This is a genomic window from Streptomyces roseofulvus, from assembly GCF_039534915.1.
GTDB lineage: Bacteria > Actinomycetota > Actinomycetes > Streptomycetales > Streptomycetaceae > Streptomyces > Streptomyces roseofulvus.
On the sequence record NZ_BAAAWE010000001.1, the window covers coordinates 4,989,286 to 5,005,379 of the forward strand.

Here is a 16,094-nt window from a genome sequence, read left to right on the forward strand (position 1 = left end):
CCCGGTTGTCGGCGCGGCGTCCTAGACTCGGGAGGCGATGAGCAGCCTCTTTGACGACAGCTTCCTGGCCGGCCTCCAGTCCCACTCCCCGGAGGACGTGCCGCCCCCGCCCGAGGACGACGAGCACGGCGCCCCGGCCGCGGAGGAGGTCCCGCACGACCTGTTCGGGGAGCACTTCGACGCGCCCCCGCCCCGCGACCCGTACTACCGCGACGGCGCCCACCGCCCCGCCGTCGACCCGGCCGCCCTCCTCGAGGGGCTGAACGAGCAGCAGCGCGCCGCCGTCGTCCACACCGGCTCCCCGCTGCTCATCGTGGCCGGCGCCGGCTCCGGCAAGACCCGGGTCCTCACCCACCGCATCGCCCACCTCCTGGGCACGCGGCACGTGCACCCGGGCCAGATACTGGCGATCACCTTCACCAACAAGGCCGCCGGCGAGATGAAGGAGCGCGTCGAGCAGCTGGTCGGCCCGCGGGCCGCCGCGATGTGGGTGATGACCTTCCACAGCGCCTGCGTCCGCATCCTGCGCCGCGAGTCGAAGCGGCTCGGCTTCACCTCGTCCTTCTCGATCTACGACGCCGCCGACTCCAAGCGCCTGATGGCGCTGGTCTGCCGTGACCTGGACCTCGACCCGAAGAAGTTCCCGCCGAAGTCCTTCAGCGCCAAGATCTCCAACCTGAAGAACGAGCTGATCGACGAGGAGTCCTTCGCCGACCAGGCCGCCGACGGCTTCGAGAAGACCCTCGCCGAGGCGTACCGGATGTACCAGGCGCGCCTGCGCGAGGCGAACGCCCTGGACTTCGACGACATCATCATGACGACGGTGCACCTGCTCCAGGCGTTCCCGGACGTCGCCGAGCACTACCGCCGCCGCTTCCGGCACGTCCTCGTCGACGAGTACCAGGACACCAACCACGCCCAGTACACCCTCGTCCGCGAGCTGGTCGGCACCGGCTACGAGGACCTCGGCCCGGCCGAGCTGTGCGTGGTCGGCGACGCCGACCAGTCGATCTACGCCTTCCGCGGCGCCACCATCCGCAACATCCTCCAGTTCGAGGAGGACTACCCGGACGCGACGACGATCCTGCTGGAGCAGAACTACCGCTCCACCCAGACGATCCTCTCCGCGGCCAACGCGGTCATCGAGCGCAACGAGTCCCGCCGCCCCAAGAACCTGTGGACCAACGCGGGCGCCGGCGCGCAGATCACCGGCTACGTCGCGGACACCGAGCACGACGAGGCCCAGTTCGTCGCCGACGAGATCGACCGGCTGACGGACAAGGGCGAGGCGAAGGCCGGCGACGTGGCGGTCTTCTACCGGACCAACGCCCAGTCCCGCGTCTTCGAGGAGATCTTCATCCGCGTCGGCCTGCCCTACAAGGTCGTCGGCGGGGTGCGCTTCTACGAGCGCAAGGAGGTCCGGGACGTCCTCGCCTACCTGCGCGTCCTCGCCAACCCCGAGGACAACGTGCCGCTGCGCCGGATCCTCAACGTGCCGAAGCGCGGCATCGGCGAGCGCGCCGAGGCGATGATCGACGCCCTCTCGCTGCGCGAGAAGATCACCTTCCCGCAGGCCCTCAAGCGGGTCGACGAGGCGTACGGCATGGCCGCCCGCTCGGCCAACGCCGTGAAGCGGTTCAACGCGCTCATGGACGAGCTGCGCACCATCGCCGAGTCCGGCGCGGGTCCCGCCGTCGTCCTGGAGGCCGTCCTGGAGCGGACCGGCTATCTGGCCGAGCTCCAGGCGTCGACGGACCCGCAGGACGAGACCCGGATCGAGAACCTGCAGGAACTCGCGGCCGTGGCCCTGGAGTTCGAGCAGGAGCGCGGCGAGGAGGAGGGGGCGGGGACGCTCGCCGAGTTCCTGGAGAAGGTCGCGCTCGTCGCCGACTCCGACCAGATCCCGGACGAGGACGAGGAGGGCTCCGGCGTCATCACGCTGATGACCCTGCACACCGCGAAGGGCCTGGAGTTCCCGGTGGTCTTCCTCACCGGCATGGAGGACGGCGTCTTCCCGCACATGCGGGCCCTCGGCCAGACCAAGGAGCTGGAGGAGGAGCGGCGCCTGGCGTACGTGGGCATCACCCGCGCCCGCGAGCGGCTGTACCTGACCCGTTCGTCGATGCGCAGCGCCTGGGGCCAGCCCTCGTACAACCCGGCCTCCCGCTTCCTGGAGGAGATCCCGCCCGCGTACCTGGAGTGGAAGCGGACGGGGCCGGTGGCGAAGCCGGCGGGTCCGACCTCGGGGATCGCCTCCTCGCTGACGTCCTCGCTCTCCTCGTCGCGCGCCCGCTCCGGCCCGTCCGGGTTCGCGACGCGCCGCGCGGGCACGGAGAAGCCGGTGGTCGCGCTGACGGTCGGCGACCGGGTGACCCACGACCAGTTCGGGCTCGGCACCGTCCTCGCGGTGACGGGCGGCGGCTCGGACGCCCAGGCGACGATCGACTTCGGCGACGAGAAGCCGAAGCGGCTGCTGCTGCGGTACGCGCCGGTCGAGAAGCTGTAGCGGTACGGGAAGGGGCCCGGTCCATCGGACCGGGCCCCTTCCGCGTACGCGGGGTGTCAGCTCGTCGGGTCGAGGCCGTGGCTGCGGAGCCAGGACAGCGGGTCGATCGCGGAGCCGCCGCCGGGGCGCACCTCGAAGTGGAGGTGGGGGCCGGTGGAGTTGCCGGAGTTGCCGGAGTAGGCGATGACGTCGCCGGCCTTGACCTGGCCCCAGCGGATCTTGGTGCTGCTGAGGTGGCAGTACCAGGTCTCGGTGCCGTCGGCGGCGGTCACGATCGCCATGTTGCCGTAGGCGGGGTTCCACTGGGTGCGGACGGTGCCGTCGGTCGCGGCCATGACGGGGGTGCCGTACTGCACGGGGAAGTCGATGCCGGTGTGCACGGACATCCAGTTGACGCCGGACTGGCCGAAGCGGGCGCTGAGCTGGTGCAGCTTCACCGGCAGCATGAACTTGGGCCGCATGGCCTCCTTGCGGGCCGCCTCCTCCTCGCGCTTCTTCTTCTCGGCGGCCTGGCGCGCCTTGAGGTCGATGCGCTCCTGGGTGCGGCTGGCGCGGTCGCCGAAGTCGCGGACGTCGGCGTCGAGGGCGCTGAGCTGGGTGTCCAGGGCGGTGTTGGCGGGGACCTGCTTCACGGCGGCCGGGTCGGCGGCGGCGAGCGCGGTGGTGTTCTTCTGCTGGGTGCCCTCCGGGTCGGCGCCGGTGAGCCCGCTGACGGAGGCGGCGGCGATGCCGGCGACGCCCATGACGCAGGCGGAGGGGACGGCGACGGTCAGCAGGGCGGAGCGCTTGGCGGGGGTACGGCGCCGGGCGCGGCTCCCGCCGGCGGAGCGGCGTACGGGGCGGGCGGCGGTGGCGGCGTCGGTACGGACCTCGGCGGCGGGCGCGGGAACCTCGTCCTCGGACTCCTCGTACGCGACCGGCTCGTACGTCTCGGTCTCGTACCCGGCCTCGGGTTCGTACGCGGCCTCGGCCTCGTACGTCGTCGTGTCGGGCTCGTACGCCGCCTCCGGCTCGTACGGCGCCGCCTCGGGCTCGGGGGCCGCTTCGTAGGCGAACGCGAACTCGGCGGTGTGGTCGACCTGTTCGGCCTGGGGGACGTACTGCTGGGGGACGACCGGCTCGGCGAGGTCGGCGGCCTGGTTCCAGGCGGTGGCGTCGTAGGCGCCGGTGTCGGTCGCGAAGGCGGGGGCGGCCCACTGGCCGGTCGCGTCGTACGCCTCGTGCCCGTACGTACCCTGCGCCGCGTAGCCGCCGGAGTGGAGGGTCTCGTACTGGCCGGTGTGCTGGGCCGCGGTCCAGGCGGAGGCGTCCCACTGGCCGGTGGCGTCGTACTGCTCGTGCTGCCCGTACGGCGTCGCCGTCGCGTAGGGGTCCGTGAAGGTGGCGGTCGCGGTGGTGGTGGACCACTGGCCGGTGGTGTCCCACTGGCCCGTCGTGTCGTACGCGCCGGTGGCGGCGTACTGGCCGAGGTCCCACTGGCCGCTGTGGCCGGCCTGACCGCCGTCGGACCAGGAACCGAAGAGCGGGTCGGTCGCGAAGCTGCCGGTGGAGTGGGCGCCGTCTCCGGCGTACCCGGCGTGGGGGTGCTGGTCGTTCACCAACGTCTCTCTCGCCTCGGCAGCAGGACCAGTCCGGGGCGGGCCCGACAGGGGGTGTCCCGGGGGGAAGCAGTGGCGCGACTGTACCCGGCGGTATGCGCGACCGACAATCTTCGGAAGGTCCGCCGGGCGCAGGAAACGGGCAATCGGCCGTGTTTCGCCAGCTCACGCACAGAGCTTTGGCCTTGTGTTCGAGAAACGTTCGAAGAACGGTGTCGGGGGTGTCGCCCGGCGCGGGGGCGTCACGCCACCGAGACCGCCCCCTCGTCCGCAGCCTCCTCCGCCCCGCCGGCGTCCAGGGCCTCCAGGATCCCGGCGGCCACCGTCGGATGGACCGGCAGCGCGAGATGGCCGATCCCGCTCACCCGCACGTTGTGGACCAGCAGATCGGGGTGGTCCAGGCGGGCCGTCTCCACCGGCACCATGATCCGGTCCAGGTCGCTCCAGAAGCTCACGAACCGCGTCCGGCAGCCCGGCGCAGGAGCCGCCAGCTCCCGCAGCACCTCCGACCCCGGCCGCATCTGCCGCACCAGCGGGTGCGCGTCGGCGAGCGGCGTCCCGGCGGTCGTGCCCGCGTGCGGGGTGCCGAGCGTGACCAGCGTCCGCACCCGTACGTCACCACCCAGCCGCTGGACGTAGTACCGGGCGATCAGCCCGCCCAGACTGTGCCCCACCACGTCCACCTCGGCCCGGCCCGTGCGCTCCCGGATCCCGTCGATCCGCCGCCCCAGCTCCTCGGCGGCGGTCCGCAGATCGCCGGTGAACGGGGAGTAGTCGAGGCACTCGACCCGGGTGCGGCCGTGCCGGGCGAGCGCGCGGCGCAGCAGCAGGAAGACGGAGCGGTTGTCGACGAAGCCGTGCAGCAGCACCACCGGGCGTCCGCCGCCCGCGACGGCCGCCGCCGGACCGTCGGGCGGCGCGCCCGGGGCGGGGCGGCCGGAGACGAGCCCCGACGGATAGAGGACGAGACGGCCGGTGAGGACCGCGGCTTCGAGGGTGGTGGCCTTCAGCAGGGCGGTGATCCTGGCGAGCTCCATCGCCGACCTCCCGTGCGGCACGTACGCCGGAGCGCCGGACCCCCGTGCCGTACGGACGACGGCACGGAGCTCCGGCGACCGGCGTCGCGGCTCCGTTCGCGACCTGGCCCCGCGGGCGGCTGGAGTGGCCCAGGAGGAGGGCCGGAGCGGGGCGGGCCGCGGAACGAACGTGTCCCACGTGTGATTTCCCCCTCGCCGGGCTCCGCGAAACGGCCCGTTGCGGGATGCTGTCGATAACGTTCGTTCACCTCCCCGGCACAGTTGCGCGGGGGTCGCATGTGGAGGCAGTGATGGGTGTGACCGGTCCGATCCGCGTGGTCGTCGCCAAGCCGGGTCTCGACGGCCACGATCGCGGGGCCAAGGTCATCGCGCGCGCCCTGCGCGACGCCGGCATGGAGGTGATCTACACCGGGCTGCACCAGACGCCCGAGCAGATCGTCGACACCGCGATCCAGGAGGACGCCGACGCGATCGGCCTCTCGATCCTCTCGGGCGCGCACAACACGCTCTTCGTCAAGGTCATCGAGCTCCTCAAGGAGCGCGACGCCGAGGACATCAAGGTCTTCGGCGGCGGCATCATCCCCGACGCGGACATCCCGCCGCTGAAGGAGAAGGGTGTCGCGGAGATCTTCACGCCGGGCGCCACGACCGCGTCGATCGTCGACTGGGTGAACGCGAACGTCCGCGTGACGGCCGCCTGACACCCGCCCGGGCCCCGACGGCCGGGAGCCCCCCGACGAGGCTCCCGGCCGTCCGCGTACCCGCCGGGCACAGGCTCCCGGCCGTCCGCGGACCCGCCGGGCACAGGCCCCCGGCCGTCCGCCGGACCCGCCGCGCTCAGGGCTCCCGGCCGTCCGCCGGACTCGCGCTCAGGGCTCCCGGCCGTCCGCGTACCCGCCCGGGCACAGGCCCCCGGCCGTCCGCCGGACCCGCCGCGCTCAGGGCTCCCGGCCGTCCGCGGGACCGCCGCCCTCAAGCTCTGGTGTCGTCCAGTTCCGCGCGCATCCGGGCGCGCAGGTCCAGCGTCGCCACTAGTCGCTGGAACGCCTCCGCCCAGTACGCGCCCGCGCCCGGCGAGGCGTCCTCCGCCTCCGGGACCGCGGCCGCCAGCGACTCCAGCTGCCGGGCGGCCGCGGGGGAGAGGCACCGCTCCGCGAGCCCCATCACCCCGCTGAAGCTCCACGGATAGCTGCCCGCGTCCCGCGCGATGTCCAGGGCGTCGATCACCGCCGCGCCCAGCGGCTCCGCCCACGGCACCGCGCAGACACCGAGCAGCTGGAACGCCTCCGACAGGCCGTGCGCCGCCACGAACGCCGCCACCCACCCGGCCCGTTCCGCCGGATCGAGCGTCGCGAGCAGCTGCGCCCGCTCGGCCAGCGACGAGGTGCCCGGACCCGTCGCCGGCGGCACCGACGGCGCGCCGAGCAGCGCCCGCGACCAGGCCGCGTCCCGCTGCCGCACCGCCGCCCGGCACCAGGCCGCGTGCAGCTCCGCCTGCCAGTCGTCGGCGACCGGCAGCGCCACGATCTCCTCCGGCGTACGCCCGCCGAACCGGGCCGGCCAGCAGGACAGCGGCGCCGACTCCACCAGCTGCCCCAGCCACCAGGACCGCTCGCCCCGGCCCGACGGCGGCACCGCCGCCACACCGTCCCGGCGCATCTCCTCGTCGCACTCGTGCGGGGCCTCCACGACCACCGTCGGCACGGCCGCCGTCCGGTCCAGGCCCACACAGGTCACCGCCCGGTCCGCCATGCGGCCCGCGAGCGCCGAGCCCGGCAGCGCGGAGAGCAGCTCGGCGGCGGTGGCCCGGACATTGCGGCTGCGGTCGGCGAGGGCCGCCTCCAGGAACTCCTCGTCCGCCGCCGAGAGGCCCGCGCGCAGCGAGTCCAGGAACATCAGCCGGTCCTCGGCCCGCTCCCCGGCCCAGGTCCCCGCGAGCAGGGCCCGCCCGGCCGCCGGATCCTTCGCCCGTACGGCTCCGAGCAGCGCGACCCGCTCCGCGAACAGGCCCTCCTCCCACAGCTCCCGCACCGCGTCGGCGTCCTCCGGGTCCGGCAGCCTGCCGCCCGCGCCGCCGCCCCGCAGCGCGAACCGCCAGTCCGGGTTGAGCCCGGCCAGCCAGAGCCCCCGCGGCCCGGCGAGCGCCAGCGCCTGGGGCCGCAGGTCGGTGCGCGCCCTGGCCGCGTCGAGCAGCGCCGGCAGGGCGGCGGACGGCGCCTTGAAACCGCGCTCCACGGCCAGCGCCAGCCACTGCGGCAGCAGTTCGGCGAGGTCCGGCGCGGTGCCCCGGCGGCCGCCCGAGGGCGCGGGCGCGGCACGGCCGGCGAGCAGCCGGTCGAGCCGGCGGCGGGCCGCGGCGGGCAGCGGCGGGCGCGGGTCGTCCGGGCACGGAGCGGGCGGTACGGCGGCGGGGCCGGGGCGCAGGCCGGCGCGGCGGCGCAGGGTGTGGCGGGCGGCGGTGTCGAGCAGGGCCTCGGCGGCGTCGGGGCCGCGGGTGCCGGACGGCGGACGGCGGTCGGTTCCGAGCAGGGCGGCGGCCATCAGCGCGTCCCAGGCGGTGTCGGGCGGGGTCTCGGTCGGCGTCACGTTTCCTCCTCGGTCCGGACTGGGCGCTCGTCTGTGCGGCGGCGTGCGGGGGGCGCGCACGGAGGGCGGGCGGTCACAGCAGCGGGACCGTTTCCGAGGGGGCTTCCGGGGACCAGGCCGCCAAGGGGGTGAAGCCCCGGTGGCCGCATTCACCGAAGACCGTCAGGGGGGCGCCGCCGGAGAGGGCGAGGAGGCGCCACAGGCCGGGGCGGGACCGGTCGCCGCCGGTCAGCGGAAGCGCCTCGCGGCCGTCGGCGTCGGCGAGCTGCCAGCCGTACCCGGCCCGCGCGGGCACCACCCCGGCGAGCGTCACCGGCCAGGAGTCCAGCCACGGATCCTCCCGCAGCGCCCGCCCGTACGCGTCGAGCGCCGCCCCCACCGGGCCGCCCGGCGGCGGCACCGCCGGACCGCCGACCGGGACCAGCGACTCGCCGGGCTCCGCCCTGAGCTGTCCCGAACCCGCGTGCGGCGTCAGCTCGCCGTCCACCACCGCGCCGACCGGCAGCGCGAGCGCGGGCGCGCGGCCCGCCGCGCCGAAGGAGAGCAGCAGCGCCGTCCGGCCGCTCCCCTCCCCGTACAGCCAGAGGCGACGGGTCGTCAGCCGGCCGTCCCCGGTGTCGTACTGGGCGAGGACCAGCCACCGGTCCCGCACCGCCGTGCCGCCGGGCGCGGCGGGCAGCCCGACCCTGGTCCGCACCGTCGCCGCCAGCGGGGCGGGCAGCCGGTCGGCGGCCAGCCACGCCCGGTCCAGGAGATGGGTGAGCGCGCACTCCTCCAGGAGCCGCACCGGCCAGCCCGGGCCGGAGCCCGGTATCGCGCCCAGCTCGCGGACCCGGCCCGCGAGCCCCGGCGCCTGCGCGTCGACCATGCGGGCCGCGGTCTCCTCCCACAGTCCGTACCCCTGCTGCCCGGCCGCGGCGAGCCCGCCGCGCACCAGGTCCGCGAGGCGCCGCTCCAGCTCCTCGGCGCCCGCCGTCACCCGGGCCGCCCGCCGCTCCGCCCGCCGGCGGGCGGCCTCCGGATCGGCCGGCGGACCCCCCTGAGCCTTCCGCGCGGCCCCCACGGCCCCGGCCCGGCGCCCCGCGAGCCATCGCGCGGCCCACTCCGGCCGCTCGGCCCCGTCCGGCACGGCCGCGCCGTCGGCCGCCCAGAGCAGGAGCAGTCCCAGCACGTGCTTGCACGGGGCCTTGCGGCTCGGGCAGCTGCACGAGTACGCCGGGCCGGCGGTCTCCACGACCGTCCGGTACGGGGTGCGGCCACTGCCCTTGCACTGCCCCCAGACGGCCCCGTCGCCGCAGCCCGCGCCGCTCCACGGCCCGGCCGTCCCGAGTCCGCTCCCCGCTCTGCGCGAGGCCTCGTCAGGAGCCAGTGCCAGCACCTGCTCGACCGTCCAGCGCACCCCCATGGCATTCATGTACCTGACGGTATTCTCCGGCACTGACAACGCAGTTGACCTGCTGGTTCGCCTCCGGAGGCCGACCCGGCGGCGCGGCAGCTTTACCGGTCCTTTACGGTGCTGTGCGGGCTCGCGCGAACCAGCGCGCGACCTTGCAACCGCACTGACCCGTGCAGGGGGAGTACCACCATGAACCGCACCGTCCGCACCGCCGTCTCGGCCCTCGCCGCCCTCGGCCTCGCGTTCGGACTCGGAGCCTGTTCCGAGGCGGCCGACAAGGCCGCCGAAGAGGTCGACAAGGCCGTGACCGAGAGCTACGAGGTGACCTACGAGGTCACCGGCACCGACGTCACGTCCATCGAGTACCACGCCGGCGACGGCACCGCCATGCAGCCCCAGGTCGAGACCGAGAAGAAGCCCACCACGCCGTGGAGCAAGACGGTGAAGCTGCACGGCATCATGCCGCCCGCCGTCATGCCGGTCACCACCAAGCCCGCCGACCTCGTCTGCAAGGTCGTCTACCAGGGCAAGGTCATCAAGGAGGCCAAGGGCGAGCTGGCCATGGCCGGCGGCTGCGTCGCCGTCTCCCCGGTCTTCAACTGACCCCTCCCGACCCGCTCTTCGGGCCCGAAACCCCCCTCCGACCTGCGGCGGAAGCCGATTGTCAGTGCCGTGGTGCACCGTGGATCGCACAGCAGGTCGAACGATCTGGAGGGGGATCCATGACCGTGCCCGAAACCATCCCGCAGCCCGGCGCCGGTGCCGTGACGGACACCGGCCCGGGCCGGCGGCGGCCCGCCGCCGAGGCCCTCCGGCCCCACGCCGAGGACGCCTTCGCCCACGAACTCGCGGCGCTCGCCGCCGCCGACGACCACCCCAGGCCCGCCCGCTGGCGCCTCTCGCCGCGGGCCGTCGCCACCTACCTCCTCGGCGGCACGCTCCCCGACGGCACCGTGATCACGCCCAAGTACGTCGGCCCCCGCCGCATCGTCGAGGTCGCCGTCACCACGCTCGCCACCGACCGGGCCCTGCTCCTCCTCGGCGTCCCCGGCACCGCCAAGACCTGGGTCTCCGAGCACCTGGCGGCCGCTGTCAGCGGCGACTCCACCCTGCTCGTCCAGGGCACCGCCGGCACCCCCGAGGAAGCCATCCGGTACGGGTGGAACTACGCGCGGCTGCTCGCCGAGGGCCCCAGCCGCGCCGCCCTCGTCCCCAGCCCCGTCATGCGCGCCATGGACCGGGGGGCGACCGCCCGCGTCGAGGAACTGACCCGCATCCCCGCCGACGTGCAGGACACGCTCATCACGATCCTGTCCGAGAAGACCCTGCCCGTCCCCGAACTCGGCGAGGAGGTCCAGGCCGTCCCCGGCTTCAACCTGATCGCCACCGCCAACGACCGCGACCGGGGCGTCAACGACCTCTCCAGCGCACTCCGCCGCCGCTTCAACACCGTGGTGCTGCCGCTGCCCGCCAGCCCCGAGGACGAGGTCGACATCGTCGCCCGCCGGGTCGAACAGCTCGGCCGCTCCCTGGAACTGCCCGCCCTGCCCGAGGGCGTCGAGGAGATCCGGCGGGTCGTCACCGTCTTCCGCGAACTCCGCGACGGCGTCACCGCCGACGGCCGGACCCGGCTCAAGTCCCCCTCGGGGACGCTCTCCACCGCCGAGGCCATCTCCGTCGTCACCGGCGGCCTCGCGCTCGCCGCCCACTTCGGCGACGGCGTGCTGCGCCCCTCCGACGTCGCCGCCGGACTCCTCGGCGCCGTCGTCCGCGACCCGGCCGCCGACCGCGTCGTCTGGCAGGAGTACCTGGAGACCGTGGTCAGAGAGCGCGACGGCTGGAAGGACTTCTACCGCGCCTGCCGCGAGGTGAGCGCATGACGGCCCTCGCCACGGCACCCGCCGCGGCGGACGCCCGCGAGCGGGTGGCCTGGCCCCTGCTGCTCGGGGTGCGGCACCACGGACCCGGCTCCGCGCGCGGAGTGGTCGCCGCCCTGGAGGCGGCCCGGCCCGACGCGGTGCTGATCGAGGGACCCGCCGAGGCGGACGGGCTCGTCGCCCTCGCCGCCGACCCGGAGATGCGGCCGCCGGTCGCCCTCCTCGCGCACGCCGCCGACGACCCCGGCCGGGCCGCCTTCTGGCCCTTCGCCGCCTTCTCGCCCGAGTGGACCGCCGTCCGCTGGGCCCTCGACCGGGACGTCCCGGTCCGCTTCGCCGACCTGCCCGCCGCCCACACCCTCGCCGCCTCCGACCCCACCTGGGGCGACGGCGAGGACGAGGCCGACGGCGCCGGCCGGATCGACCCGCTCGCCGAACTCGCCCGTGCCGCCGGCCGCGAGGACCCCGAGCAGTGGTGGGAGGACGTGGTCGAACTCCGCGGCGACACCGACCCGCTCGCCCCCTTCGCCGCCCTCGCCGACGCCATGACCGCCCTCCGCGAGCGGTACGGCCACGGCGGACACCCGCGCGACCTCGTCCGCGAGGCCCACATGCGGCTGCGGCTGCGCGCCGCCCGCAAGGAGTTCGGGGACGCCGTCGCCGTCGTCTGCGGCGCCTGGCACGTGCCCGCGCTCGCCCGGCGGGCCACGGTCACCGCCGACCGCGCCCTCCTCAGGGGCCTGCCCAAGGTGAAGGCCGAACTGACCTGGGTCCCCTGGACCCACCGCCGGCTCGCCCGCCGCTCCGGATACGGCGCCGGCATCGAGTCCCCCGGCTGGTACGGCCACCTCTTCGCCGCCCCCGACCGGCCCGTCGAACGCTGGATGACCAAGGTCGCCGCTCTGCTCCGCGAGGCCGACCACCCCGTCTCCTCCGCCCACGTCATCGAGGCCGTCCGGCTCGCCGAGACCCTCGCCGCCTTCCGCGGCCGGCCCCGCCCCGGGCTCGACGAGACCACCGACGCCGTCCGGGCCGTCCTCTGCGAGGGCTCCGACGTGCCGCTCGCCCTCGTCCGGGACCGGCTCGTCGTCGGCGACGTCCTCGGCGAGGTCCCGCCCGCCGCCCCCGCCGTCCCGCTCCAGCGCGACCTCAACCGGCTCCAGCGCTCCCTCCGCCTCAAGCCCGAGGCCGACGAGCGCGCACTCGACCTCGACCTGCGCGGCGAGACCGACGCCGCCCGCAGCCGCCTCCTGCACCGGCTCCGGCTCCTCGGCGTCGACTGGGGCGAACCCACCGCCGGACGCACCGGCACCGGGACCTTCCGCGAGTCCTGGCGGCTGCGCTGGCAGCCCGAACTGCACGTCCGGGTCGCCGAGGCCGGCGTCTGGGGCACCACCGTCGAGGCCGCCGCCACCGCCCGGGCCGAGTCCCGCGCGCTCGCCGCGGACACCCTCGGCGCGATCACCGCCCTCGCCGAGCGGTGCCTGCTCGCCGGGCTCACCGACGCCCTCCCCGCCGTCCTGGGCGCCCTCGCCGACCGGGCCGCGCTCGACACCGACGTGGCGCACCTCGCCGACGCGCTCCCCGCCCTCGCCCGCTCCCTGCGGTACGGGGACGTGCGCGGCACCGACACCGCCGCCCTCGCCGGCGTCGCCGCCGGACTCGCCGAGCGGATCTGCGTGGGCCTCCCGCCCGCCTGCGTCCACCTCGACGCCGACGCCGCCGCGCAGATGCGGGACCGCCTGGACGCCGTCCACACGGCGATCGGCCTCCTCCCGGAACCGGCCGGCGCCACCGGGCCGGGGACCCTCGCCGCCCGCTGGGCCGCGGTGCTGCGGCGGCTCGCCGAGACCGAGCGGGTGCCCGGCGTCATCCGGGGCCGGGCGGCACGGACCCTGCTCGACGAGGGAGGGCTCCCGGACGACGAGACCGCCCGGCTCATGGGCCTCGCCCTCTCGCCCGGCACCCCGCCCGCCGACGCCGCCGCCTGGATCGACGGTTTCGTCGGCGGGTCCGGCGGCGGCCTGCTCCTCGTCCACGACGAGCGGCTCCTCGCCCTCCTCGACGGCTGGCTCGCCGGTGTACCCGCCGAGGCGTTCACCGACGTCCTGCCGCTGCTGCGGCGCACCTTCGGGGCGTACGAGCCCGGGGTGCGCCGCACCCTCGGCGAGCTGGTCGCCCGCGGGCCCGAGGCCGCCGCCCCCGGCCCGGCCGCCCTCGTCCCGGGCTTCGCCGCCGTGCTCGACGAGGAGCGCGCCGACGGCGTCCTGCCCCTGCTCCACCTCGTCCTCGGCGTCCCCGACCCGCAGGCGACCGCAACGGAGGCATCCGCATGAGCCACACCGCAGCCCCCGCCGACGAGCGGCTCCGCCGCTGGCGGCTCGTCCTCGGCGGCGCCGCGGCCGAGGGCACCGGCCGCGCCCTGTCCGGCACCGACGCCGCCATGGACGCCGCCCTCGCCGCCCTCTACGACAGCAGGGACGGCAGGGACGGCCGGGACGGCGGCGGTGAGCGCAGGGGCGGGCTCGGCGGCTCCGCGCCCTCCGTCGCCCGCTGGCTCGGCGACATCCGCAGCTACTTCCCCAGCTCCGTCGTGCAGGTCATGCAGCGCGACGCCATCGACCGGCTCGGGCTCGCCGCGCTCCTCCTGGAGCCGGAGATGCTGGAGGCCGTCGAGCCCGACATCCACCTTGTCGGGACCCTGCTGTCGCTGAACAAGGCGCTGCCCGAGACCACCCGCGAGACCGCCCGGGCCGTCGTCCGCAAGGTCGTCGCCGACCTGGAGGCCCGGCTCGCGACCCGTACCCGGGCGACCGTCACCGGCGCCCTCGACCGCACCGCCCGGATCAGCCGCCCCCGCCACCGGGACATCGACTGGGACCGCACCCTGCGGGCCAACCTCAAGCACTACCTCCCCGAGCACCGCACGGTCGTCCCCGAGCGTCTGATCGGCCACGGCCGCGCCTCCCGGGCGGTCCGCAAGGAGGTGGTGCTCTGCATCGACCAGTCCGGCTCCATGGCCGCCTCCGTCGTCTACGCCTCCGTCTTCGGTGCCGTCCTCGCCTCGCTCCAGGCCGTCGCCACCCGGCTCGTCGTCTTCGACACCGCCGTCGTCGACCTCACCGACGCCCTCGACGACCCCGTCGACGTCCTGTTCGGCACCCGGCTCGGCGGCGGCACCGACATCAACCGGGCCCTCGCCTACTGCCAGTCCCGGATCACCCGCCCCGCCGACACCGTCGTCGTCCTCATCAGCGACCTGTACGAGGGCGGGATCCGCGACGAGATGCTGAAGCGGGTCGCCGCGATGAAGGCGTCCGGCGTGCAGTTCGTCGCCCTGCTCGCGCTCTCCGACGAGGGCGCCCCCGCCTACGACCGCGACCACGCCGCCGCACTCGCCGCCCTCGGCGCCCCCGCCTTCGCCTGCACCCCCGACCTCTTCCCCGAGGTGATGGCCGCCGCCCTGGAGAAGCGGCCGCTGCCGATACCCGACACCGCCTGATCCGTACGCCCACCGGACGCGTGCGGAATCCGTCGCCGCCGGGCCACCCGGACGGGTGCCCGGGGGCCGACTGAGGCCCATATCACATCCGGTGCGGGCCGCCCCTCACCTGCCGCACCGGCGTGGCGTGAGGGGCGCAACCCCCGTCCCCCGCCTGCCTCGTCGGGCCCGGAGGGGTCCGGCCGGAGGTCCACGGACAGCCCCCTCGTCCCTACGTTCTGTGACCCGTATCACCGCCCGGTTGTGATCTGCGATTTAGGGACCCACGTCCCACGGGGATAACCTGCGAGACGGACATGCCGCGTCCACGGACACCGTGTACGCCTCCCTAGTGACAGCGCAGTCACGTTGCCCTCCGCGGCACGCCCACGCAGACAACGAACCGCGATCATCTAGAAAAGGGACGCGCGTGGACCTGTTCGAGTACCAGGCGAGGGACCTCTTCGCCAAGCACGGTGTACCGGTGCTGGCCGGTGAAGTCATCGACACGCCTGAGGCGGCGCGCGAGGCCACCGAGCGTCTTGGCGGCAAGTCGGTCGTCAAGGCCCAGGTGAAGGTCGGCGGCCGCGGCAAGGCCGGCGGCGTCAAGCTCGCCGCCACCCCGGACGAGGCCGTCGCCCGCGCGACGGACATCCTGGGCATGGACATCAAGGGCCACACGGTCCACAAGGTGATGATCGCGGAGACCGCTCCGGAGATCGTCGAGGAGTACTACGTCTCGTACCTCCTCGACCGCACCAACCGCACCTTCCTCGCCATCGCCTCCGTCGCCGGCGGCATGGACATCGAGCAGGTCGCCGAGGAGACCCCCGAGAAGGTCGCCAAGGTCCCGGTCGACGCCAACAAGGGCGTCGACATCGAGAAGGCCCGCGAGATCGTCGCCGCCGCCCAGTTCCCGGCCGAGGTCGCGGACAAGGTCGCCGACGTCCTCGTGACGCTGTGGAAGACCTTCGTCGCCGAGGACGCCCTCCTCGTCGAGGTCAACCCGCTCGCGAAGGTCGCCTCCGGCGAGGTCATCGCCCTCGACGGCAAGGTCTCCCTGGACGCCAACGCCGACTTCCGCCAGCCGGAGCACGAGGCCCTGGAGGACAAGGCCGCGGCCGACCCGCTGGAGGCCGCCGCCAAGGCCAAGGGCCTCAACTACGTGAAGCTCGACGGCTCCGTCGGCATCATCGGCAACGGCGCCGGCCTGGTCATGTCGACCCTGGACGTCGTCGCGTACGCCGGTGAGAACCACGGCGGCGTGAAGCCGGCCAACTTCCTCGACATCGGCGGCGGCGCCTCCGCCGAGGTCATGGCGAACGGCCTGGAGATCATCCTGGGCGACAAGGACGTCAAGTCCGTGTTCGTCAACGTCTTCGGCGGCATCACCGCCTGCGACGAGGTCGCCAACGGCATCGTGCAGGCCCTGGAGCTCCTCGCCTCGAAGGGCGAGGAGGTCACCAAGCCGCTGGTCGTGCGCCTCGACGGCAACAACGCGGAGCTGGGTCGCAAGATCCTGTCGGACGCCAACCACCCGCTGGTGCAGCGCGTGGACACCATGGACGGCGCGGCCGACAAGGCCGCCGAGCTCGCGGCTGCGAAGTAAGGGA

At 74.9% G+C, this 16,094-nt stretch carries 11 protein-coding genes; 7 read left to right on the top strand and 4 right to left on the bottom strand.

The annotated features are described in order from the left end of the window. The first annotated feature begins 37 nt into the window (after window positions 1-37). Window positions 38-2,506, top strand: a complete 2,469-nt coding sequence (pcrA, locus tag ABFY03_RS23185; RefSeq protein ID WP_319010145.1) for a DNA helicase PcrA — start codon at window positions 38-40, stop codon at window positions 2,504-2,506. Between the two features lie 56 nt (window positions 2,507-2,562). Here the strand turns inward: pcrA and ABFY03_RS23190 are convergent, their stop codons facing one another. Both ABFY03_RS23190 and ABFY03_RS23195 read right to left on the bottom strand, forming a co-directional pair. Continuing rightward, window positions 2,563-4,104, bottom strand: a complete 1,542-nt coding sequence (locus ABFY03_RS23190) for a M23 family metallopeptidase (protein WP_346170750.1) — start codon at window positions 4,102-4,104, stop codon at window positions 2,563-2,565. Window positions 4,105-4,346: 242 nt separating this feature from the next. Then, on the bottom strand, window positions 4,347-5,141 hold the full coding sequence (locus ABFY03_RS23195) for an esterase/lipase family protein (RefSeq protein ID WP_346170751.1): 795 nt from the start codon (window positions 5,139-5,141) through the stop codon (window positions 4,347-4,349). A gap of 290 nt (window positions 5,142-5,431) precedes the next feature. On the opposite strand from ABFY03_RS23195, the gene icmB reads away from it, so the two are divergent. Then, the gene (icmB, locus tag ABFY03_RS23200; protein ID WP_030494332.1) at window positions 5,432-5,842 is read left to right on the top strand and encodes a coenzyme B12-dependent isobutyryl CoA mutase small subunit; all 411 of its coding nucleotides are present in this window, start codon (window positions 5,432-5,434) and stop codon (window positions 5,840-5,842) included. A 271-nt stretch (window positions 5,843-6,113) separates the two neighbouring features. Here the strand turns inward: icmB and ABFY03_RS23205 are convergent, their stop codons facing one another. Together ABFY03_RS23205 and ABFY03_RS23210 are read right to left on the bottom strand one after the other, a co-directional pair. After that, window positions 6,114-7,682 carry a DUF5691 domain-containing protein gene (locus ABFY03_RS23205; RefSeq protein WP_346172288.1) on the bottom strand — a complete coding sequence of 523 codons (1,569 nt, stop codon included), beginning with the start codon at window positions 7,680-7,682 and terminating at the stop codon, window positions 6,114-6,116. A 118-nt stretch (window positions 7,683-7,800) separates the two neighbouring features. Continuing rightward, on the bottom strand, window positions 7,801-9,141 hold the full coding sequence (locus ABFY03_RS23210) for an SWIM zinc finger family protein (protein ID WP_346170752.1): 1,341 nt from the start codon (window positions 9,139-9,141) through the stop codon (window positions 7,801-7,803). Window positions 9,142-9,312: 171 nt separating this feature from the next. Between ABFY03_RS23210 and ABFY03_RS23215 the strand changes: the two genes are divergently transcribed. The 5 genes from ABFY03_RS23215 (at window position 9,313) to sucC (ending at window position 16,090) form a co-directional block, all read left to right on the top strand. Further along, window positions 9,313-9,726: a hypothetical protein gene (locus ABFY03_RS23215; protein ID WP_319010141.1), complete on the top strand. Its 414-nt coding sequence runs from the start codon at window positions 9,313-9,315 to the stop codon at window positions 9,724-9,726. A 119-nt stretch (window positions 9,727-9,845) separates the two neighbouring features. After that, window positions 9,846-11,003: an ATP-binding protein gene (locus tag ABFY03_RS23220; protein WP_319010140.1), complete on the top strand. Its 1,158-nt coding sequence runs from the start codon at window positions 9,846-9,848 to the stop codon at window positions 11,001-11,003. Next, window positions 11,000-13,336 (top strand): DUF5682 family protein, encoded by a 2,337-nt coding sequence (locus ABFY03_RS23225; protein WP_346170753.1) that lies wholly within the window; start codon window positions 11,000-11,002, stop codon window positions 13,334-13,336. The genes ABFY03_RS23220 and ABFY03_RS23225 overlap by 4 nt, the downstream gene beginning before the upstream one ends. Further along, the gene (locus tag ABFY03_RS23230; RefSeq protein WP_346170754.1) at window positions 13,333-14,502 is read left to right on the top strand and encodes a VWA domain-containing protein; all 1,170 of its coding nucleotides are present in this window, start codon (window positions 13,333-13,335) and stop codon (window positions 14,500-14,502) included. Before ABFY03_RS23225 ends, ABFY03_RS23230 begins: the two co-directional genes overlap by 4 nt. Window positions 14,503-14,911: 409 nt before the next feature. Beyond that, window positions 14,912-16,090, top strand: coding sequence for an ADP-forming succinate--CoA ligase subunit beta (sucC, locus tag ABFY03_RS23235; RefSeq protein WP_319010137.1), 1,179 nt, complete (start codon window positions 14,912-14,914; stop codon window positions 16,088-16,090). Window positions 16,091-16,094: the final 4 nt, after the last annotated feature.